Source organism: Anoxybacillus sp. EFIL, assembly GCF_013096955.1.
In the GTDB taxonomy this organism is placed as follows: Bacteria; Bacillota; Bacilli; order Bacillales; family Anoxybacillaceae; genus Anoxybacillus; species Anoxybacillus ayderensis.
Genome location: NZ_SDLH01000005.1, coordinates 1 through 16470, shown reverse-complemented (window position 1 = coordinate 16470; position 16470 = coordinate 1). Strand labels below are relative to the sequence as shown.

At 39.8% G+C, this 16470-nt stretch carries 24 protein-coding genes and 1 pseudogene; 4 read left to right on the top strand and 21 right to left on the bottom strand.

Annotated features, from left to right (window positions below; translation table 11 throughout):
- Positions 1-135: 135 nt before the first annotated feature.
- The 7 genes and pseudogenes from ES017_RS08990 to ES017_RS08965 all read right to left on the bottom strand — a co-directional run.
- Positions 136-633: pseudogene (locus ES017_RS08990) on the bottom strand (RNA-guided endonuclease TnpB family protein); the annotation flags it as partial.
- Positions 620-760 (bottom strand): helix-turn-helix domain-containing protein, encoded by a 141-nt coding sequence (locus ES017_RS15985; protein WP_021095380.1) that lies wholly within the window; start codon positions 758-760, stop codon positions 620-622. The gene ES017_RS15985 and the pseudogene ES017_RS08990, both read right to left, overlap by 14 nt.
- 107 nt (positions 761-867) lie before the next feature.
- Positions 868-1563, bottom strand: coding sequence for a DUF817 domain-containing protein (locus tag ES017_RS08985; RefSeq protein WP_021095379.1), 696 nt, complete (start codon positions 1561-1563; stop codon positions 868-870).
- 15 nt (positions 1564-1578) lie between these two features.
- Positions 1579-1794 (bottom strand): helix-turn-helix domain-containing protein, encoded by a 216-nt coding sequence (locus tag ES017_RS08980; RefSeq protein WP_021095378.1) that lies wholly within the window; start codon positions 1792-1794, stop codon positions 1579-1581.
- Positions 1795-1804: 10 nt separating this feature from the next.
- On the bottom strand, positions 1805-2224 hold the full coding sequence (locus tag ES017_RS08975) for a DUF2975 domain-containing protein (protein WP_216367512.1): 420 nt from the start codon (positions 2222-2224) through the stop codon (positions 1805-1807).
- Between the two features lie 429 nt (positions 2225-2653).
- Positions 2654-3043 (bottom strand): type II toxin-antitoxin system death-on-curing family toxin, encoded by a 390-nt coding sequence (locus ES017_RS08970; RefSeq protein WP_085789120.1) that lies wholly within the window; start codon positions 3041-3043, stop codon positions 2654-2656.
- A complete protein-coding gene (locus tag ES017_RS08965) occupies positions 3040-3291 on the bottom strand; it encodes an AbrB/MazE/SpoVT family DNA-binding domain-containing protein (protein WP_021095375.1) in 252 nt (83 codons plus the stop codon). The genes ES017_RS08970 and ES017_RS08965 overlap by 4 nt, the downstream gene beginning before the upstream one ends.
- 63 nt (positions 3292-3354) lie before the next feature.
- Here ES017_RS08965 and ES017_RS15980 point away from each other — a divergent pair, with 63 nt between their 5' ends.
- On the top strand, positions 3355-3903 hold the full coding sequence (locus ES017_RS15980) for a ParA family protein (protein ID WP_052135763.1): 549 nt from the start codon (positions 3355-3357) through the stop codon (positions 3901-3903).
- 41 nt (positions 3904-3944) lie between these two features.
- Here the strand turns inward: ES017_RS15980 and ES017_RS08955 are convergent, their stop codons facing one another.
- The 5 genes from ES017_RS08955 to ES017_RS08935 all read right to left on the bottom strand — a co-directional run bounded on the left by ES017_RS08955 (position 3945) and on the right by ES017_RS08935 (position 8389).
- A complete protein-coding gene (locus ES017_RS08955; RefSeq protein WP_021095374.1) occupies positions 3945-5063 on the bottom strand; it encodes an RNA-guided endonuclease InsQ/TnpB family protein in 1119 nt (372 codons plus the stop codon).
- A 235-nt stretch (positions 5064-5298) separates the two neighbouring features.
- On the bottom strand, positions 5299-6078 hold the full coding sequence (locus ES017_RS08950; protein ID WP_021095373.1) for a GNAT family N-acetyltransferase: 780 nt from the start codon (positions 6076-6078) through the stop codon (positions 5299-5301).
- A gap of 88 nt (positions 6079-6166) precedes the next feature.
- Positions 6167-6607: an NUDIX domain-containing protein gene (locus ES017_RS08945; protein WP_021095372.1), complete on the bottom strand. Its 441-nt coding sequence runs from the start codon at positions 6605-6607 to the stop codon at positions 6167-6169.
- A 73-nt stretch (positions 6608-6680) separates the two neighbouring features.
- The gene (locus tag ES017_RS08940; RefSeq protein ID WP_042533938.1) at positions 6681-7106 is read right to left on the bottom strand and encodes an NUDIX domain-containing protein; all 426 of its coding nucleotides are present in this window, start codon (positions 7104-7106) and stop codon (positions 6681-6683) included.
- Positions 7107-7522: 416 nt separating this feature from the next.
- Positions 7523-8389, bottom strand: coding sequence for an Rpn family recombination-promoting nuclease/putative transposase (locus ES017_RS08935; RefSeq protein WP_171335011.1), 867 nt, complete (start codon positions 8387-8389; stop codon positions 7523-7525).
- 274 nt (positions 8390-8663) lie between these two features.
- On the opposite strand from ES017_RS08935, the gene ES017_RS08930 reads away from it, so the two are divergent.
- Positions 8664-9176: a hypothetical protein gene (locus tag ES017_RS08930; protein ID WP_021096104.1), complete on the top strand. Its 513-nt coding sequence runs from the start codon at positions 8664-8666 to the stop codon at positions 9174-9176.
- Here ES017_RS08930 and ES017_RS08925 read toward each other — a convergent pair whose 3' ends face one another.
- The 8 genes from ES017_RS08925 to ES017_RS08895 form a co-directional block, all read right to left on the bottom strand.
- Positions 9177-9578 (bottom strand): gamma-glutamylcyclotransferase family protein, encoded by a 402-nt coding sequence (locus ES017_RS08925; RefSeq protein ID WP_084220255.1) that lies wholly within the window; start codon positions 9576-9578, stop codon positions 9177-9179.
- 166 nt (positions 9579-9744) lie between these two features.
- Positions 9745-10503: a 5-oxoprolinase subunit PxpA gene (gene pxpA, locus ES017_RS08920; protein ID WP_021096106.1), complete on the bottom strand. Its 759-nt coding sequence runs from the start codon at positions 10501-10503 to the stop codon at positions 9745-9747.
- 2 nt (positions 10504-10505) lie between these two features.
- Complete coding sequence (locus tag ES017_RS16170; RefSeq protein WP_306464368.1) at positions 10506-10865, bottom strand: 5-oxoprolinase subunit C family protein; 360 nt, start codon at positions 10863-10865, stop codon at positions 10506-10508.
- Entirely contained in the window at positions 10858-11511 is a 654-nt protein-coding gene (locus ES017_RS08915) for a 5-oxoprolinase subunit C family protein (RefSeq protein ID WP_306464367.1), read from the bottom strand. Before ES017_RS08915 ends, ES017_RS16170 begins: the two co-directional genes overlap by 8 nt.
- Positions 11489-12235 carry a 5-oxoprolinase subunit PxpB gene (pxpB, locus tag ES017_RS08910; RefSeq protein ID WP_019417953.1) on the bottom strand — a complete coding sequence of 249 codons (747 nt, stop codon included), beginning with the start codon at positions 12233-12235 and terminating at the stop codon, positions 11489-11491. Before pxpB ends, ES017_RS08915 begins: the two co-directional genes overlap by 23 nt.
- Entirely contained in the window at positions 12222-12983 is a 762-nt protein-coding gene (locus ES017_RS08905; RefSeq protein WP_019417954.1) for an IclR family transcriptional regulator, read from the bottom strand. Before ES017_RS08905 ends, pxpB begins: the two co-directional genes overlap by 14 nt.
- Positions 12984-13304: 321 nt before the next feature.
- A complete protein-coding gene (locus ES017_RS08900; RefSeq protein WP_019417955.1) occupies positions 13305-13526 on the bottom strand; it encodes an RpnC/YadD family protein in 222 nt (73 codons plus the stop codon).
- Between the two features lie 68 nt (positions 13527-13594).
- Positions 13595-14467 (bottom strand): Rpn family recombination-promoting nuclease/putative transposase, encoded by an 873-nt coding sequence (locus tag ES017_RS08895; RefSeq protein ID WP_116052100.1) that lies wholly within the window; start codon positions 14465-14467, stop codon positions 13595-13597.
- A 220-nt stretch (positions 14468-14687) separates the two neighbouring features.
- Between ES017_RS08895 and mntA the strand changes: the two genes are divergently transcribed.
- The gene (gene mntA, locus ES017_RS08890; RefSeq protein ID WP_019417965.1) at positions 14688-15083 is read left to right on the top strand and encodes a type VII toxin-antitoxin system MntA family adenylyltransferase antitoxin; all 396 of its coding nucleotides are present in this window, start codon (positions 14688-14690) and stop codon (positions 15081-15083) included.
- The gene (gene hepT, locus ES017_RS08885) at positions 15073-15480 is read left to right on the top strand and encodes a type VII toxin-antitoxin system HepT family RNase toxin (protein ID WP_026011738.1); all 408 of its coding nucleotides are present in this window, start codon (positions 15073-15075) and stop codon (positions 15478-15480) included. Before mntA ends, hepT begins: the two co-directional genes overlap by 11 nt.
- Before the next feature lie 256 nt (positions 15481-15736).
- On the opposite strand, the gene ES017_RS08880 is transcribed toward hepT, so the two are convergent.
- The gene (locus ES017_RS08880) at positions 15737-16201 is read right to left on the bottom strand and encodes an NUDIX hydrolase (protein WP_033383479.1); all 465 of its coding nucleotides are present in this window, start codon (positions 16199-16201) and stop codon (positions 15737-15739) included.
- Positions 16202-16470 lie beyond the last annotated feature (269 nt).

Below are 16470 nucleotides of genomic sequence, written 5' to 3'. Positions count from 1 at the left end.
ACTAATAAAAACCGTCAACGACCCAACGACTAAAGTCGTGGGCTTGCAACTCCCCAGAAGTGCAAGCGGACGGTGTCCTCCTTCCTTCATTTGAGGTTGCATCAGGGCAGGTTGACAGCTACCCAACCACCAACGTCATGCGTTCGTGGTTACTTCAACGATGTACTCGATTCCTTTTTGTTGAAGATTCATCGCACCTACTCGGTCATCGTTTGTTGTGTATTGGCACGTTTTGCAACAGAATGTGTGCGTTTTCTTGTTGCGGTTTGCCTTCTCTGTATGTCCGCATTTTGGGCAAGTTTGGGAAGTATATGTTGGGTCTACCGCAATCACTTTGGCTTGGTGTTTACGTGCTTTGTACTCGATTTTTTGCCTTAAATCATAAAACGCCCAAGACACCATTTCATACCGATGGTTGACGGACACTTTTTCTGTTGCTTGGCGAACGCCTGTTAAATCCTCTAACACAAACAGCGTGTTCTTGCCATAACGCTCAACGAGTGCCTTACTGATGCAATGGTTGACATCTTGCATCCAACGGTTTTCTCGTTGACCGATTTTCTTTAATCTTCTGCGGGCAGATGGAGTTTGTTTTTTCTGCAATTGTCTGCGGAGTTGTTTATACTTTGCCCTTTTCTTTGAATATTACTTCCGACACAGCGTTACACGCATCACGGTACGTTTGCATCGTTTTTCGAAGTAATTGCTCTTGTTCTGTTGTTGGCATAATTTTTATTTTCGCTGTCAAAGTCAGTTTCATACATTCACCACCTTTCACTAATTTTATTTTATCTTATTTTTAGTGAAAAATAAAGAAACATCGCATTCCTCCCCACGAATACATTCGGGGGTTTCCTGCGATTCTAATCATGAACTTACTTTTCCTAAGTGAACGATACTCCAAGCCTTGGCTTGGTTCGGGTATTGCCAAGCCCCAAAGAACGTAGCAATATTTTCCGCAATCCAAATAAAAAACCCGATGAGAAAAAATGAAAGCACAAGCGGCATGCGATAACGCGTTCCATTCACCTCGTATGTGACGGATGACGACCAAAAGACGATCGTGACAAGCCCGATTAACCACCAACGAACATCAAACCAATAATGATGGGTAAAAAAATTGAAATAAATCGCCGCAGCCAATGGAACAACGACTGAAAATGGCGGCCATTTCACGAGTTCCACCTTTAACCGCCGCCACGCTTGACAAAGATAGCTGGCGACACTTGCATACATAAAACCGCTATATAAAGGCACACCAAAAATTTTAGAATACCCTTCTTCTGGGTAAGCCCAAGACCCCATGTGCACTTTAAACAATTCAAGCGCAAGCCCAATAAGGTGAAACATCGTAATCACTTTTAGTTCATCTCGCGTTTCTAGCCCCGTACGCACCATCCACCATTGCATCAAAAGGCAAATAATGAGCAGCCAATCATATCGCGGTAAGAAAGGAAGCGACACCATTTTCGTTACGGCTAACGCGGCAAAAATGACAACGGGAAACAAGCAAGATAACGCTTGTTCCCAACCAAAATGAACGAGTTGAATGAACGCTCTCATCTCTTTTGCCTCCCATTATGCTTCGTCATCGCTTCGATATTCTAAAATATCTCCCGGTTGGCATTCTAATGCTTTACAAATGGCATCTAACGTCGACAACCGAATCGCTTTTGCTTTGCCGTTTTTTAAGATTGATAAATTCGCCATTGTTATTCCTACTTTTTCTGACAGCTCGGTCACGCTCATTTTCCTTTTCGCCAACATGACATCTAGATTCACAATAATCGCCATGTAATTCACCTCAAACGGTTAAGTCATTTTCCGACTTGATCTCGATTGCCTTCTGTAAAAGCTTCTGCAGCACTGCGGCAAACACTGCGACGACCATCGCCCCAAACACAACCATCAATCCGATGATGATCATCCCTGGGGCGTCATCTAAATCAGCAGTAAGATAAAAAAACGGCATACCTGCGATATACAACAAACTAATGGCAGTTGCACAATTTTTTATATACTTTAACGCTCTTACTGATAAATCGGAAAACGCTTCGTTTTTGTCAATATAAGTTAAAATGTTGAACGCTTGATACAACGCAAAGAAAAACGGAATCGCGGTAACATAAAAAAAGATCGTGATCGGATAGCGCAAATACGCTAATTCCGGCAACCACTCGGCATAAAAGTTAGGAAACTTTGGTAAAACAAATACACATAACATAACAACAGGAGCACCGATAATAAAAATAGCGCTTTTTAAAAAAAGTGTCTCTCGTTTCACAACAAGCACCTCACTTCGATCATTTCCATTCCATTTTAATACATTGTTTATCGTTTTGCAATAAATAATTATTGTTTTAGTTTATTTTTTTGTTTTAAAACATAAAAAGCATTCCTCTTTTTGAGAAATGCTTATTTCCATTACTTTGGCGCGAAGGTGCACGAGAAATCCTTTTGTATGCAAGACACGACTTTAGTCGTTAGAAGATTCCGTTATTCAATCGAGCAAAAAAACTTCCGAAATAGCCCTATGTGTCTCCTAAATGCTTTAAAATGTGTGATGATTTTCTGCTAGCGGTAATAATACTTTAAAAATCTTATATGTTGTGAAGATAAAAACTCATTCATTTCACTTCGCAGAATACCAAAACTAGCACTTCAATGTGTATTCTTTAATTGTAGCAACAATTTCGTTAAAGGAATATCGATGGTTCACTACATCGACAACAAATTCAATTGCCTCATCTTGTGGCATCACAAGTCGATAGTCGTTGTATTTCAAAAATTGAATAAGAGCAACAAAAGCTGTTCGTTTGTTTGCGTTATGGAAACAATGGTTTTTTGCCAAAGACTCGAACAATGCGGCTGCTTTTTCAAAAATAGTGGGGTAAGCATCTTCACCAAACACACTTTGTTGTGGACGATACACGGCAGATTCCAATAATGATTGTTCTTTTACACCTTTCATTTCACGAGGCGAGTATTTCTCAATAATGAAGAAGTTCATCGCAATGATTTCCTCCACTGTTAAATACCTCACCGATCAACAAGCCCCTTAATCGTTTCGTCATACTCCTCGAGCGTTTCATTTAACACGTCAAAAAAGTCTTTCGAAATGCCTTCTGGCAAGTTCACCTTGTTACTTTTCTTTATCACAATTTGGTTATCTTTAAACTCCATCTGTACTTCGTCACCTTGATGGATATCAAGCTTTTGAAGGAATTCCACAGGAAAAGTAACTCCTAGTGAGTTTCCTATTTTCAACACTTTCCGATCGGCATGTAGCATATGGCTCACCTCTTCGTTATAATTGTTATAACAATTATAACATAAAACAATCGTTCAAACGAGTTGGACAATATACAAATTTTCCATCAACAGCACGCACTTCCATCCCAACCTATCAATCATCATGACATTGCTATAGAAAAAATCCGTCATAACCTTTCCCTCTTTCTCATACAATTGAGCCTCCTATGGCTGAAGCCACGAGATTCCTGCGCTGTCACTTCTAATGATGAGTACGATTTTATTTTTATCGATTGCCCACCAAATTTAAATTACATTACGCAAAATGCCTTGTACGCAAGCAATTACTATTTAATTCCCGCGATTCCTGATCGTCTCTCTTCATATGGCATTTCAGCAATTAAAAATAAAGTAGATGAATTAAACGAAAGATTTCAATCGAGTTCAAAAGAATATAGCGATACAAAACTCATCGGCATCGTCCTCAATTTCATTCTAGAGTACGGAAACCAACCAAAACATACACAAACAAATATGATCAATACATTAAAACATACCCTTTCACCTGATGTCAACGACCCAACGACTAAAGTCGTGGGCTTGCAACTCTCCAGAAGTGCAAGCGGACGATGTCCTCCTTCCTTCATTTGAGGTTGCATCAGGGCAGGTTGACAGCTACCCAACCACCAACGTCATGCGTTCGTGGTTACTTCAACGATGTACTCGATTCCTTTTCGTTGAAGATTCATTGCGCCTACTCGGTCATCATTTGATGTGTATTGGCATGTTTGGCAACAGAATGTGTGCGTTTTCTTGTTGCGGTTTGCTTTCTCTGTATGCCCGCATTTTGGGCAAGTTTGGGAAGTATATGTTGGGTCTACCGCAATCACTTTGGCTTGGTGTTTTCGTGCTTTGTACTCGATTTTTTGCCTTAAATCATAAAACGCCCAAGACACCATTTCATACCGATGGTTGACGGACACTTTTTCTGTTGCTTGGCGAATGCCTGTTAAATCCTCTAACACAAACAGCGTGTTCTTGCCATAACGCTCAACGAGTGCCTTACTGATGCAATGGTTGACATCTTGCATCCAACGGTTTTCTCGTTGACCGATTTTCTTTAATCTTCTGCGGGCAGAGGGGGTTTGCTTTTTTTGTAGTTGTCTGCGGAGTTGTTTATACTTTGCCCGTTTGTGTTTGATTTGTCTACCTTTGAAAAATAGCGTCTGTCCGTTTGAATCATAAACGGTCGCAATGAAATTCACACCCATATCTACGCCAACCACTTGGCGAATCTGATGAAGGCTAGCTTCTTCCATTTCTCTGGATACAGGAATATGGAGAAACCACTTATTGTGCTTGTTCACTAACTTGGCTGTTCCAAACGTCCATGTTCCGTCGAAATACGTTTCAAGTCCTTTCGTTTGAAAAGGAACTTTGATTCGACCTTCTAATGTGTTGATAGAAAATAAGCCTTTGGTGATGCTGTAATCTCGGTTAAACACGAGGTCGATTTGCGGTTTTTTAAACGCAATCTGACACCGCTCATGTCCATTTGTTTGGTTCGTTTTATATTTTGCAATGACGGTTTTTAAAACAGATTGTGCCATTTGGGATTTTAAGCCAAATGTAGAGCGGAGTTCTCGATACATCATCTTGTGAAGTTTGGCTTGCACAAGGGTGTTTTCTTTGAATATTACTTCCGACACAGCGTTACACGCATCACGGTACGTTTGCATCGTTTTTCGAAGTAATTGCCCTTGTTCTGTTGTTGGCATAATTTTTATTTTCGCTGTCAAAGTCAGTTTCATACATTCACCACCTTTCACTAATTTTATTTTATCTTATTTTTAGTGAAAAATAAAGAAACATCGCATTCCTCCCCACGAATACATTCGGGGGGAGGAATGCGATTCTAATCATGATGTGCATGACCGACCAATCCTTCTCCTTCGGTTCATCTGACCTCTTCATTATAGGTCACCTATGCAACAAAAGAAAAACGTGAAGCCCGTCAACTTCACGTTTTCTACATCTATCCAGAAATTATCCGTACATCGTCCACATCCCGATATCATAAAAACCAAGTTTTTTATAAATACGGCCCGCATTCGGATTGTCATAAAACAAGCATAACGTTTTTCCAGCGCGAACGTAATCTTGAATGACACGCTTCAAGATTTCGCTTGCATATCCTTTGTGGCGACGATTCGGATCTGTACACACGCCGACAACCATCGCAGATAGCGTATCTTCCGCAGTTGTTGCAACAGACGACACCATGCGACCATCTTCCTCGATATAGTACACACGCCCTGTATTCGTTTCTAACGATTTGACAAGCATATCTCGCGATGACGGCAGTACCGAAAACTCCGTGATGCGACTACGCAGTTCAAGTATGCGATCGACATCATCGATCGTTGCTTGCTTAATTTCATAGCGACTTTGCTCTTCTGGAAATGTGATTTCGTTACATTCACAAAAATACGTGACTCGCTTTTTTCTAAGCAGTAAGAGAGGTTCAAATTTTGCGACAAGCTCCGTTTTCCCCGAAAGACGAACAGGATGAGAAGCGTTTCGCATCACTTCCGCAAATCCGTCAATATCAAAATCCCCCGGAGCATAAGGAATATACGAATCATAAAATCGCAACAATACGGCTCTCAGTCTACCATTCTCATCAAAATCGCCCCACAGCTCTTGAAATTCCTGCTCGTAACCGAACGCTTCAATATCACCAATAATAAAAAGATTCAATGAAGGCTCCTGCTTTAAAAAAGAAAACACAACATCATGATCTGCTTCGCCCAATTTACGAATCATCCCCATCCCCCTTGCCGATACATGTTCAAAAATACATGTGCCTTCCACGAACGATCGCAATAACAATGATTACGATATGCTTTCTACGCTAGCGCTTGTTTTCGTTGAACACTTTTTCTAAAAGAATGTATCGTATGTCATCATGAAGCGTTTCATACTTTGGATCGTTCAAATCTTCTTTCGCGACCCAAGCGAACTCGGAATGTTCATCGTTTAATGCGAGAGAAGAAATATCATCATTTTTTGGTTTGACGAGATACGTAAAAACAACGCGATATATATCTTCATCCCCACTTTTGCTTTTTAAGTTCCGAACAGACAGCTCTTCTAACAATTCTACATCTAAATTAATTTCCTCTTTCGCTTCTCGAAACAAACCTTGCAAAGGAATTTCTTCATATTTAATTTTTCCTGCCGGAACGTTCCATACATTCGGAGCTACCTTACAATGCTCTGCGCGTTTCGTTAAAAGGACTTTTTCATCGTGCCATACAATGACTTCAACAGAAATTCGATAATTCTGATACATGCAATTTTTCCTCCACATTATTGAAAGGTAAAGTTCGTTACTTTTTTACAAGAGGTAGCTACTAATAATAAACTTAAAAATAGTTCAATATTTCACGTGGCGCAAAGTTTTCGAGTTTCTTCAACTGTTCTTTACTCCACCACTTTAAATCCATAAACGTATTTTTCTCTTTTTCAGTCATTTTCTCCATAGAAAATACAGTATTAGATTGAATCGTTATCTTATAGTAAATCTCACGGCTTATAAAAGAACCGTTTTTTCCTTCAATGAGTATATCAATTCCAAATAATGGCTCACCATGAATGTCAACAGCAATGTTAAGTTCTTCACGCAATTCTCTTTTTAAAGCTTCGATTGGAGCTTCATTTTCCTTGACGCCACCGCCAGGCGTTACCCATAACACGACGTTTCCTACGACATCCGAAAATTCAAATTTTTGAAGAAGAATTTCATGACATTCATTAACAATTACTGCTCTAGCGTATTTGCGTATTCGCATCATGTTTCTCCTTTTTATTTTTGTTACGCAGTAAATCCATAATTAATGTATACGCCGATATGCTTTTCGACATTGGCGGCAATACTTCATTTTCTGAAATGTTGAACGATCTTCTGGATGTAAAACTTTAAACGCCTCTAACTCTCCGTCGGCAAACGCTCTTTGATTTATTTGTTCGAACCACCAACAACAAAACACACTCCCCACGATCTCGACATTGACATTGCTTTCTCGAGGGATGAACGATTATTAGACTATAATTTATGCTCGCGCAACAATTGACAAATAGGCGGTGCGAACATGCACCGCCTAAGCTATTCCTCAAGCTTTTTCATCTCTCCTAATCTTCTTTCCACTCGTCTAAAAAAACAGAAATGCGCTGTGGATGAGAAATGGTAAAAATTTAAAACAGCATATCACTTCAGCTTCTCAATCTCCTCCAAAGACAACTCCGTCAGTTCATGAATCGTCTGTACATCGTAGCCTTTCGCTAGCATCTTTTTTGCAATCTGGCGTTTTTCTTGTTGCAACCCTCGTTCTACGCCTTCTTTCAAGCCTTTTTCTAACGCTTTTTTCTCATATGAAATAATTAACTCCAGCACTTTCTCCTTTTCTTTCGTTTCCATTTCATTCACCTCGTTTCGCAATTGTTGTTCTTCCTCATCCGACAGCTTCACATATGTTTCAAAAAAGCCGATTAATAATCGTTGCTTTGCTTCGTCTAATTCCATGCGCACAATCATTCGTAAAAACTGCTTCTTTAACTCTATTCGTTCACTTTCAGTATACCCCATTTTGCTTAACAACGCAGCGGCGATTGGGTTGTCGTGGCGAATGTAATCGCGCCAGTTTTGTTTGCGTAATTCAACAGTAAGAAAGCGGAATTGAAGCACATCGAAAAAAGGAAATTGGAGAGTAAACGATGAAGGTTCATTTCGAAGGTAATCATAGCTAAATACCGCAATCGGCAACATGCGCTTTCGGTATTTTTCAAACAAGCGGCTAAAGTAAATAAACATTCGTTCGGGAAACGATGGCTGCACGTAGCTTTGATTTTCGATATGGACGATAATGAGGCTATCCTCCCCTTTCAACTTCGTCTCAACCAGCAAACCGACGCGATACTCCCCCCCCGCCGTCACATCGGTGAACAGTTCCTCGGACAAAAACGACACGTGCTGAAAGTCGATATGCTCATGCACATGCGGGAAAAAGAGAAGAAGAAACTCTTCAAAAAATGTCGTAATCAGCTCTTTAAACAACCGATCATGATCAACCGCCATATATACACCTCGCTTTCTGTTTTGTTGTGTATTTTCGATAAAAACGAGGAGATTCCTGCTTTAGGAATGAAAAAAACAGAGAGGCGTGGCTCTCTGTTTTGGTGAAAATTCGATAACCTTTAGGTGTACAAAACTTCTTTCTATTTTACTGATTTAACTCTGAATAATCAGCGCATAAGTAAAAAAATTGTTCCAATAATAGAAAATATAGTGGTAGTTAAACTCTACAGATAGGGTAGTAGCGAAAAAGTAAAAAGAGTTACGGAGGGTACACATGTCTATCAAAATTTTATTAGAAGACTGGGAAGATGACTGGAAAGAGACGCTCAAAAGTGAGAACCTCAATAGCTTTTTTAGTTGCGAAATGTATATGATTGTTCATAACGGTATTGAGCAAATGACGATCAATATTGCAACGCTTTACGGCACAGCTTTGTTAAGTATAGCTGCTAGTGTGATAGATATGATCGCTAATAAAGAGAATAAAACATTCCGTATCTCCGGCTTTGGTTCTGCCTATGATTACTTTTTCATTGTGAAAGGACGCGAAATCAAAATTGAAGCTGTAAATGTTACAAATGATCGTGTAGAGTTCTTTCTTTTTTATGATAAAACGAAATTCGCTCATGATTTTGTAAAAGCATTGAAAAAACATTTACAACAAATTGCGCAAGTGAACAATCGAATTAGAGAACAAGAAACATATAAGCTTCTAGAACAAAAACTGCACGCGCCGTTAACGCAATCGAGCTGCGTCGCGATAAAAAACACTGGACTTAAAACATGATCACTTGAAGCCACGCTCATATGACTGCTTGTATGCTCTCCACGAAGTGCCTATTTGTGGTAAATGTTTTGCCCGTTCGCTTGAGTATACGTACACAAATCCTGCCTTTTTTCCGTCTACATCTGTCACAAATACTCGCTCATAATCATTACGTTTTCCCTCCCCATAATATCCTTCAAGCCGATCCATCGCCTGTAGTCCTTTTTCGTTTACCGTCAACCATTCGCCTTCTACTGGAGGGGCAGATGAATCGAGCACTAAAGCTGGATACAAGTCGGCAACGCTATGAAGCCAACCGCATACAGCACCTGTTTCTATATGTGTGACGTACGGAGCAACAACATGATGATTTTGCTCTCCTTGAAGCAATGTCCCGTACACGAACACTTGAAATAACGTCACGTTTTCTCCTCCTAACATTCGACGATATTATAAATATATACCTTTCCTCTTTTCATGCACATGACCATAAAAAACTTACCATCTTCACTGTTGACAAGATAATCGACGTAACAGTGTACACAATGATTTGAAACAAAGGAAGGAGTGGAAAACGCGTTACCTCGATTTAAAATAAAGATTTAATGACAATGCCTTCTTTTTTTAACGCTTCAAAAATTTTTTTAGCAAATGTTAACGCGTGTACCCCATCACCGTGAATACAAATCGTATCTGCCTTGATTTCCACATCAGTTCCTTGTTGTGACCGCACTTTTCCCTCTTTTACCATTCGAATCACTTGCTGTATAGCTTCTTGTTCGTCATGAATTAAGGCGTTAGGTTTATGTCGTGGTGTTAACGAACCATCCTGCTCATATGTCCGATCAGCAAACACTTCATTTGCTGTTTTTAAGCCTATACGATCTCCCGCCTTAATTAGTTCACTTCCTGCTAATCCAAACAATACTAATGATGGATCAATGTCATACACTGCTTTTGCAATCGCTTCTGAAAGTGCACAGTCTTTTGCAGCCATGTTGTACAAAGCTCCGTGCGGTTTCACATGTTGCATCTTTCCACCAGCAGCCTTTACAAAACCATATAACGCCCCCACTTGATAAACGACGAGATCATACACTTCTTCCGGAGTAATTGCCATATTTCTTCTTCCAAATCCAATTAAATCAGGCAACCCCGGGTGTGCACCAATACTCACCCCCTTTTCAAGCGCCAACTGAACCGTCTTTCGCATCGTAGATGGGTCACCCGCATGAAACCCGCAAGCAATATTTGCTGATGTCACGTAATTCAAAATCTCCTCATCGTTCCCTAATTGATATATTCCAAAACTTTCTCCCATATCACAATTCAGATCGATGCGGTACATCTTTATCCTCCCATTTTCGACATCATTACTTTTTCGCATTGCTTCATGCTAAGCTCATGTTGAATATATAATCGTTGCGCTTCCTCAAATGAAATGTCGTGAAATACAATCTGCTCTCCTGGTTTGGTTTGTGCTAAAATGGGTAAATCAACGGCAATGACTTGCGCGATTTTCGGATACCCTCCTGTCGTTTGACGATCTGCCATTAATATAATTGGCTTTCCTTCGTTCGGCACTTGAATTGTGCCGAACGTAACCGTTTCCGAAACCATTTCTACTGAATGTTTTCTTTGAAGCAAAGGTCCGTCTAAACGATAGCCCATTCGATTCGATTGAGAAGTGACTTCATATCGTTCATTCAAAAAAATATTGTTGACTTTGCATTGTAAAATCAGCAAATTGTGCGCCGCGCATGACGCGAATCGTTTTCGGCGATTCGTAAAAATATGCACGAAGCTCAAATGAAATCCCCCAGCTCATAGCTATAAAAGGAAGAGATGTTTTCTTGTTATAGAATTGAAACAACGCCGATTTTTTTCTTGATTCTCGAAGGAAAAGCACATCTCCTTTTTGCAAAGCTCTTCCTTGAAAACCTCCGATACGTGCAAGTAAATACGTTGATTGGCTGTTCATTACCTTAGGAATATGAAATCCCCCTGACACAGCTAAATAAGCCCGACATCCTACACGACAATGCCCGATCGTAAGTACACTTCCTTGCTTAGCGAAAACAGGGCGCCACAACGGCACTTTTTTCCCGTCGATCATTGCTTCAAACTCCCCGCCACATATCGCAACTAATGCATCTTCCTCAAAAGCAAGCGTTGGACCAATGAACGTCATCTCCAGCGTACCTTCCGATTGTTCATTTCCGACAAGAATGTTGGCGATGCGATGTGCAAATTGATCCATTGCCCCGCCCACAATGACGCCATCCTTTTGAAAACCGAATCGACCTAAATCTTGAATCGTCGTTAGTAAACCACTACGAATCACACGAATACTCATTGTTCTCCTCCTGAAGCTGCTTATATTCTTCCCTCGTTATCGCTTGAAAGCGAACACAGTCTCCAACTTGTAGTAAACTCGGTTGAGGATGGTGGGGACGGAATAATTGGATCGGTGTTCTCCCGATGAGTTGCCATCCCCCTGGGCTTTCAATCGGATATATTCCTGTTTGCATACCGCCAATGCCAACAGAACCTGCTGGAATGTGTAATCGTGGCGAGTGTTTTCGCGGCGTAGCAATTCTTTCTGACATGCCACCTAAATAAGCAAATCCAGGCGCAAATCCAATCATATACACAACGTAATGGCCGTTCGTATGAATATTCACTACTTCTTCAATTGTCAATTCATTTTTTTTAGCCACTTCTTCTAAATCCGGCCCAAACTCCCCTCCATAACAAACAGGAATCACGACTTCATTTCCGTGAGAAATGTTGACAGACTCTAACGATGAAAGAATATTTTTTAATACAGTACAAATTCTTTCAAAAGGGAGAACCTCGATATGGGATTTTCGGTTTAGATTCTTTACAAACTGTATCGGATGATAGTAGACGGTAACAGTTGTATAAGCAGGAACAACTTCAATAATTCCTTCTATATGATGATCTGTAAAATAATTTGTAAATTGACGAACTCGTCGATGAATGTCATGATTAATTTGTTCGCCAAACTTAACAATTAGGGCATGCTCACTAAGCGGTATAAACTCATAATTCAACATTTTTTCCCCCAATAAAACCAAGTGCTTTTGAAATTTGTTCTGCAGCATACCTTAATTTTGGAACTAATTGTTTAATGTAAGAAGGCTGAAAGCGATTTTCTGGTCCAACGACACTTAGCCCCGCCACAACTTTACCTTCGTGATTAAAAATCGGAACAGCCACAGCAGAAGAATAGTCGGCTAATTCGGAGTAACTGACTGTATACCCTTTTCCCTTTGCTTCGTTGATCACCGTTTTTAATTGTTCTCGCTCAACAATTGTTTTTGAGGCAATTGGAATTAACTTGACGCGATCAATATATTTCTTTTGCTCTTCGCTTGGCATGAAGGCAAGTAACACGCGCGGACAAGCTCCAGCATAAAGAGGTGCCCTTCTCCCTACCCGTGTATACACTCGAATCGGCTCTGACGTTTCTACTTTTTCTACATAAATCGCCTCATCACCATCTTTAACAACTAAGTTCACCGCTTCATTCGTTTCTTCTTTTAATTTCTTCATAATCGGCAGTGCTACTTTTCGAACATCTAATCGCTCTGCAACTAAACAACCCAATTGTAACAAGGACAATCCAAGCTCATACGCTTCCTCATCTTTTTTTAGAAAGCCGCTTATCTCCAACGACTGAACCATTCGAAAAACCGTTGTTTTTGGCAGTTTCGTCAACTTCACCATTTCTTGTAGTGTCAACCGTTCATATGTCATAAACAACCGCAATAGTTCAAGTGTTTTGATCACTGTTTTGTTCATAAAGCACCTCCCTTTGTTCCGAATAACGGAATTAATATTCCGAATTTTTCGTATTTAAAGTAATTATATTTCATATAAAAGGAAAATCAATAAAATTATCTTTAAATTCAAAAATTTAAAATACTTATAGTAAAAAACATTTCGGCTCAAATAAAAAACGCTCAAGACACACCTGAGCGTTTTCTTAAATTATTGTTTCTCCATTTTTTCGTTTCGATTATCTAATTCTCCTATATCTCTTTTCCAACTATGTTCACTGGTATTTCTTCGTCCCTACAATTGTGCCCGTCCTTCTACAGGCAACAGGTACAACACAAAATATCATTTCAACATCTCAATTTCCTCCAAAGACAACTCCGTCAGTTCGTGAATCGTCTGTACATCGTAGCCTTTTGCTAGCATCTTTTTCGCAATCTTGCGTTTTTCTTGTTGCAGCCCTTGTTGTAACCCTCGTTCTACGCCTTCTTTCAAGCCTTTTTCTAACGCTTTTTTCTCGTACGAAATGATTAACTCTAACACTTGTTCTTTTTCTTTCGTTTCCATTTCATTCACCTCGTTTCGCAATTGTTGTTTCTACATGCTTCGAGGTGTGGTATCACACCAAATTTTTCTCAACTTTCAAGCAAATGATGTACTTCTTCTTCCGTAAGATCCACAAGGGCTGCAATTTCTTTTGGTGTCATTCCTTTTTTCGACATATTGCAAACAAGATGTTTCATTCCTTGCTTAAATCCTTCCTTTTTTCCCTTTTGTATTCCTTTTTGTATTCCCTTTTGTTCATACGAGATTAACAATTCAAGCACTTTTTCCTTTTCTTTCGTTTCCATCTCATTCACCTCGTTTCTCAATTGTTGTTCTTCTTCCTCCGATAGTTTCACATATGTTTCAAAAAAGCCGATTAATAATCGTTGCTTTGCTTCGTCTAATTCCATGCGCACAATCATTCGTAAAAACTGCTTTTTTAGTTCTACTCGTTCACTTTCAGTATACCCCATTTTGCTTAACAACGCAGCGGCGATTGGGTTGTCATGGCGAATGTAATCACGCCAATTTTGTTTGCGTAACTCAACAGTAAGAAATCGGAATTGGAGTACATCAAAAAACGGAAATTGGAGCGTAAACGATGAAGGTTCATGTCGGAGAGAATCATAGCTAAATACGGCAATTGGCAACATTCGCTTTCGGTATTTCTCAAACAAGCGGCTAAAGTAAATAAATATTCGCTCTGGAAACGATGGCTGCACGTAACTTTGATTTTCGATATGGACGATAATGAGGCTATCCTCCCCTTTCAACTTCGTCTGAACAAGCAAATCCACGCGATACTTCTCCCCCGCTGTCACATCGGTAAACAGCTCTTCCGACAAAAACGACACGTGCTGAAAGTCGATATGCTCATGCACATGCGGGAAAAAGAGAAGAAGAAACTCTTCAAAAAACGTCGTAATCAACTCTTTAAACAATCGATCATGATCAATGGCCATATATGCACCTCGCTTTCAGTTTTGTTGTGTATTTTCGATAAAAATGGTGGTGATCCTTCTTTGGGAATGAAAAACTAGTGTTTTCTTTCAGCAAAGTTTAGCGTTTGTTCATTATAGTAACAACCCATGAAAAACCCGTTTTCTCTCGGAACGTGACACATACAATCGAAAATAATATAATTGTAATAGCATGGAAATAGTAAAATAGGACGGTGACCAGATGGAACAAATCATTGTTGAAACATTAAAGAATGCGGTCTCCCCTTCTGTCATTTATTTGTTCGGATCAACAGCAACAGGACATATTCGCCACGATAGCGATATTGACATTGCTTTTTTGAGCGATGAACGATCATTAGACCACTATGAACGCTTTATACTTGCGCAACAATTGGCAGAGCAGTTACAACGAGACGTCGATCTCATCGATTTAAAGCAAGCGAGCACCGTTTTTCAAGCACAAATCGTCAGTAGCGGTAAAGTCATCTATTGTGCGGACGAACATAAAAAAACGGAGTTCGAATGGCGAGCATTGAAAATGTATGCGAAACTAAACGAAGAACGAGCGGAAATTTTACGAAACATTGTTGAAAGTGGGTCGGTTTATAATGAATGATGTGATCCTAAATAAAGTAAGTGTCATTGAACGTTGTATGAAACGTATTCATGAAGAATACGAAAACAATCCAAAACATTTGGAGAATTACACAAAGCAAGATTCCATTGTCCTCAATCTTCAACGAGCGTGTGAAGCGAGCATTGACTTAGCGATGCACGTCGTCGCGCAAAAAAAGCTCGGACTTCCACAAACAAGCCGAGACGCTTTCGCTCTTTTAGAACAACACGGCATCATCTCTTCATCCCTATCGCAAAAAATGAAAGCAATGGTCGGATTCCGCAATATCGCCGTGCATGACTGTCAAGAACTGAACTTGACCATTTTACAAAAAATACTCGACAACCATTTAACAGACTTCACGGAGTTTACGAAAGCGATTGTTAGGCAAAAGTAGGCGGTGTGAGCGTACACCGCCTAACTACTTATTCTAGAACTTGCGACGGATGACACTTCCGGAAAAGAAAATTTTCAACACGCGCCACATGCCTTTAAAGTTCGATATATTTATTGCGAGTTTCTCTTTGATTTTGAGCCGTTGGCACCGTCGTCGCCGATACAAATCTTTGGAGAGTGTTAGTCAAGGGTGAATCCCAACCCAGCATCCTCTTGAAATACCTTAAAGTTGATATATTTTAGATAAAGAAGTTCGGTTATCCCCCAATCCTTCCTAACATTCGAAATGGTGAAACTTCCCATGCTTCATATGGTACTAAACAATTACATTTCATTGCATCCTGTACTCGTGAAGCGATATGAGGTCTCGTTATATATTTTGAAATGTTTTTATTATTTAGCAGAAAAAAATTTGCCTCCTTTATTTCTTGAGGCTGAATGTCCAATTCACCTTCTTCATACTTCGCACGAAATACAACAACTAATATATGGTCCGTAGCATTGTAATATACTCCCGTTACTCCTAGTGGTACTATTTTTAATCCTGTTTCTTCATATACTTCCCTTACCAATGCGTGATGCAAAGATTCCCCTTCTTCTACTTGTCCACCAGGAAGTTCCCATGTATCGGAACGGTAATGTGTTTTTACAAGCAATACTTCCCCATGGTCATTTACAATATAACCAGAGACAGCCACTAAGTGCTTCGGTACAATCCTCATGTTCTTCTCATCCTTCACTGATTTAAATTTAGACATACATGCAGTTAACTCATTTTTCTTCATGTATTTAGCAAACTTCACTTTTGTGAGAATATATCCATTTCAAATAAAATGAACCAACCGTATAAAACAATGAATACTTATCCCTCACACAAACGGCAACGCTTGTTCATGGACTGAACGTGGATGGATCAACCCTCGATTATGAAAGGTTGAACTTAAATCAGCATAATGAACGGTGATTGGCAAACGTGTTTTCAGCATAGAAT

Excerpts from the sequence above, each read along its gene's own strand:
- ES017_RS15985 (WP_021095380.1), bottom strand. The coding sequence starts at position 760 with ATGAAACTGACTTTGACAGCGAAAATAAAAATTATGCCAACAACAGAA.
- ES017_RS08985 (WP_021095379.1), bottom strand. The coding sequence starts at position 1,563 with ATGAGAGCGTTCATTCAACTCGTTCATTTTGGTTGGGAACAAGCGTTA.
- ES017_RS08980 (WP_021095378.1), bottom strand. The coding sequence starts at position 1,794 with ATGGCGATTATTGTGAATCTAGATGTCATGTTGGCGAAAAGGAAAATG.
- ES017_RS08975 (WP_216367512.1), bottom strand. The coding sequence starts at position 2,224 with ATGTTATGTGTATTTGTTTTACCAAAGTTTCCTAACTTTTATGCCGAG.
- ES017_RS08965 (WP_021095375.1), bottom strand. The coding sequence starts at position 3,291 with ATGCTACATGCCGATCGGAAAGTGTTGAAAATAGGAAACTCACTAGGA.
- ES017_RS08955 (WP_021095374.1), bottom strand. The coding sequence starts at position 5,063 with ATGAAACTGACTTTGACAGCGAAAATAAAAATTATGCCAACAACAGAA.
- ES017_RS08950 (WP_021095373.1), bottom strand. The coding sequence starts at position 6,078 with ATGATTCGTAAATTGGGCGAAGCAGATCATGATGTTGTGTTTTCTTTT.
- ES017_RS08945 (WP_021095372.1), bottom strand. The coding sequence starts at position 6,607 with ATGTATCAGAATTATCGAATTTCTGTTGAAGTCATTGTATGGCACGAT.
- ES017_RS08940 (WP_042533938.1), bottom strand. The coding sequence starts at position 7,106 with ATGCGAATACGCAAATACGCTAGAGCAGTAATTGTTAATGAATGTCAT.
- ES017_RS08935 (WP_171335011.1), bottom strand. The coding sequence starts at position 8,389 with ATGGCGGTTGATCATGATCGGTTGTTTAAAGAGCTGATTACGACATTT.
- ES017_RS08930 (WP_021096104.1), top strand. The coding sequence starts at position 8,664 with ATGTCTATCAAAATTTTATTAGAAGACTGGGAAGATGACTGGAAAGAG.
- pxpA (WP_021096106.1), bottom strand. The coding sequence starts at position 10,503 with ATGTACCGCATCGATCTGAATTGTGATATGGGAGAAAGTTTTGGAATA.
- ES017_RS08915 (WP_306464367.1), bottom strand. The coding sequence starts at position 11,511 with ATGAGTATTCGTGTGATTCGTAGTGGTTTACTAACGACGATTCAAGAT.
- pxpB (WP_019417953.1), bottom strand. The coding sequence starts at position 12,235 with ATGTTGAATTATGAGTTTATACCGCTTAGTGAGCATGCCCTAATTGTT.
- ES017_RS08905 (WP_019417954.1), bottom strand. The coding sequence starts at position 12,983 with ATGAACAAAACAGTGATCAAAACACTTGAACTATTGCGGTTGTTTATG.
- ES017_RS08900 (WP_019417955.1), bottom strand. The coding sequence starts at position 13,526 with ATGGAAACGAAAGAAAAAGAACAAGTGTTAGAGTTAATCATTTCGTAC.
- ES017_RS08895 (WP_116052100.1), bottom strand. The coding sequence starts at position 14,467 with ATGGCCATTGATCATGATCGATTGTTTAAAGAGTTGATTACGACGTTT.
- mntA (WP_019417965.1), top strand. The coding sequence starts at position 14,688 with ATGGAACAAATCATTGTTGAAACATTAAAGAATGCGGTCTCCCCTTCT.
- ES017_RS08880 (WP_033383479.1), bottom strand. The coding sequence starts at position 16,201 with ATGAGGATTGTACCGAAGCACTTAGTGGCTGTCTCTGGTTATATTGTA.